The organism is Hydrogenophaga pseudoflava NBRC 102511, from assembly GCF_001592285.1.
Taxonomy (GTDB): domain Bacteria; phylum Pseudomonadota; class Gammaproteobacteria; order Burkholderiales; family Burkholderiaceae_C; genus Hydrogenophaga; species Hydrogenophaga pseudoflava.
The window spans coordinates 1-2463 of sequence record NZ_BCWQ01000035.1 but is presented as its reverse complement, the minus strand read 5'-3'; the positions used below and the strand labels follow the sequence as shown (position 1 = coordinate 2463).

Here is a 2463-nt window from a genome sequence, read left to right as displayed (position 1 = left end):
TATCCGTCCGGTGACCCCATATTGAAAGCGCCGTGAGAAGCGGGCATCGTGTCCACGATTGGAGGATCGTGGAGACGATGGAACAGTTTTCAAGCGAAGGCCGGCCGCGCCGGCGTGAATACAGCAAAGCGTTCAAGGCACAGTTGGTGGCAGCGTGCGCGCAGCCCGGAGCCAGTGTCGGTGGTGTGGCCTTGTCGCACGGACTGCACGCGAACATGGTGCACCGATGGATTCGGGAGGCGGGCCCTGTGCGCGCGCAACCGGGCGTCGGTACGGATGCTGAGCCCGGCTTCATCTCGCTGCCGCTCACGGCAATGGCCGCCAGCACCCATGATGAGCAGGCGCTGGCTGCGTTTGCGCCATCCCCGCCTTTACCGCCGCCATCTGCGCCAGTCCAGGTGCGCCTGCAACGCGGCGAACTGGTGGTCAGTCTGCAGTGCCCAATGGGCCAGTGCGGGGCGCTCTTGCGCGCGGTGTTGCGGTGATCAGGGTCGATGCGGTCTGGATGTCCACGCAACCGCTGGACATGCGCGCCGGCCCCGAGACGGCCCTGGCCCGGGTGGTCCAGGTCTTTGGCGCGGCCCGCCCGCACCACGCTTACCTCTTTGCCAACGCACGCGCCACCCGCCTGAAGGTGCTGGTGCACGATGGCTTTGGGGTCTGGCTGGCCGCACGGCGCCTGAACCAGGGCAAGTTTGTCTGGGGCGATGAGCGCCTGGGTCCCCAACTGACGCTGAGCGCCGAGCAACTGCAGGCACTGGTCACAGGCTTGCCCTGGCAGCGCCTGGGACAAGACGCTGTGATCACGGTGCTGTGATGTTGAACGCCCGAAGGGTGGCGTTCAATTCGTGGATGTGCCAGTAGGCGAGTGCCCGCCCATCGGGGATGATGGCGGCCATGAACGAAACGGTCGATCTGCACAGCATGGACGAGGCGCAAATGCGCCAGATGCTGCAGCGCCTCATGGATGAGCTCAAACACAAGCAGTCCCTGCTGGACAAGCTCACCTACGAGATGGCGATCCTCAAGCGGTTGAAGTTTGCCGCCAAGACCGAGGCGCTCAACGCCGATCAGCGCAGCCTGCTGGAAGAAGCACTCGAAGAAGACCTGCAGGCGGTAGATGACGAGATCGAGCAGCTGCGCCCTGCTGCAGAACGCACCACACGCCAGCTACCGAAGCGCCTGCCACTGCCGGCCCAGCTGGCGCGCCAGGAATTCGCACACGAGCCCGAGGTGACCGATTGCTGCGGCCAGGCCATGCGCCGCATGGGCGAGGACGTGGCCGAGAAGCTCGACTACACGCCCGGCGTGTTCACCGTGCACCGCCATGTGCGCGGCAAGTGGGTGTGCGCCTGCTGTCAGACGCTCAAGCAGCAGCCGGTAGAGGCGCACATCATCGACAAGGGTCTGGCCACCACCGGTTTGCTGGCCCAGGTGCTGGTGGCCAAGTACGCCGACCATTTGCCTCTGTACCGCCAGGAGGCCATCTATGCCCGTGCCGGCGTGCCGCTGGCACGCTCGACCCTGGCCCAGTGGGTGGGCAGCTGCGGCGTGCAACTGCAGCCGCTGGTCGATGCGCTGCGCCAGGAGGTGCTCGCACACAGCATCGTGCACGCCGATGAGACCCCGGTGCAGATGCTCAAGCGCGGCAGCGAGCGCGATGGCAAGACGCACCGCGCCTACCTGTGGGCCTACACCCCGGGGCGGCACGAAGACCTCAAGGCCGTGGTCTACGACTTCTGCGAAAGCCGCGCGGGCAAGCACGCCGGTGCATTCCTCAAGGACTGGCGCGGCACGCTGCTGGTCGATGACTATGCGGGTTACAAGCAGCTCATGGGCGAGCACATCACCGAAGCGGCTTGCTGGGCCCATGCCCGGCGCAAGTTCTTTGAGCTGCACGCAGCCAACAAGAGCCAGATCGCCGAGCAGGCGCTGGTGCAGATCGGGCAGCTCTACGAAGTGGAGCGGCAGGTGGCCAATGTCGATGGCCCCGAGCGGCTGCGAATGCGCCAGCAGCACAGCCGCCCGATCGTGGACAAGTTGCACGCCTGGCTGAGCGAACACCGCACCAGGGTGCCCGAGGGTTCAGCCACGGCACGGGCCATCGACTACAGCCTGCGGCGCTGGCAGGCGCTCACGCGCTTCCTGGACAACGGGCAACTACCCATCGACAACAACTGGATCGAGAACCAGATGCGTCCGGTCGCGCTCGGGCGCAAGAACTGGCTGTTCGCCGGTTCGCTGCGGGCGGGTCAGCGTGCAGCTGCCGTGATGAGTCTGATCCAGTCGGCCAAGCTCAACGGCCACGACCCCCACGCCTACCTCAAGGATGTGATGACCCGACTGCCCACGCACAAGGCCAGCCGCATCGGGGAACTGCTGCCGCATCGGTGGCAGAGCGCTGCCATCTGATCCTCAGCCATGACCGCCAGCGGCGGTCAATATGGGGTGCCCGGACGGATG

3 protein-coding genes are annotated in these 2463 nt (G+C 65.9%); all 3 read left to right on the top strand.

Annotated features, from left to right (window positions below; all coding sequences use genetic code 11):
• Positions 1–77 precede the first annotated feature (77 nt).
• The 3 genes from tnpA (at position 78) to tnpC (ending at position 2412) form a co-directional block, all read left to right on the top strand.
• Positions 78–485 carry an IS66-like element accessory protein TnpA gene (gene tnpA, locus HPS01S_RS21330; protein WP_066161169.1) on the top strand — a complete coding sequence of 136 codons (408 nt, stop codon included), beginning with the start codon at positions 78–80 and terminating at the stop codon, positions 483–485.
• Positions 486–505: 20 nt separating this feature from the next.
• A complete protein-coding gene (gene tnpB / locus HPS01S_RS21325) occupies positions 506–817 on the top strand; it encodes an IS66 family insertion sequence element accessory protein TnpB (protein WP_084397652.1) in 312 nt (103 codons plus the stop codon).
• Positions 818–897: 80 nt separating this feature from the next.
• On the top strand, positions 898–2412 hold the full coding sequence (gene tnpC / locus HPS01S_RS21320; RefSeq protein WP_066161171.1) for an IS66 family transposase: 1515 nt from the start codon (positions 898–900) through the stop codon (positions 2410–2412).
• Positions 2413–2463 lie beyond the last annotated feature (51 nt).

What these genes read in the sequence shown, in the direction of transcription:
- tnpA (WP_066161169.1), top strand. Translation starts at nt 78, where the DNA reads ATGGAACAGTTTTCAAGCGAAGGCCGGCCGCGCCGGCGTGAATACAGC.
- tnpB (WP_084397652.1), top strand. Translation starts at nt 506, where the DNA reads ATGTCCACGCAACCGCTGGACATGCGCGCCGGCCCCGAGACGGCCCTG.
- tnpC (WP_066161171.1), top strand. Translation starts at nt 898, where the DNA reads ATGAACGAAACGGTCGATCTGCACAGCATGGACGAGGCGCAAATGCGC.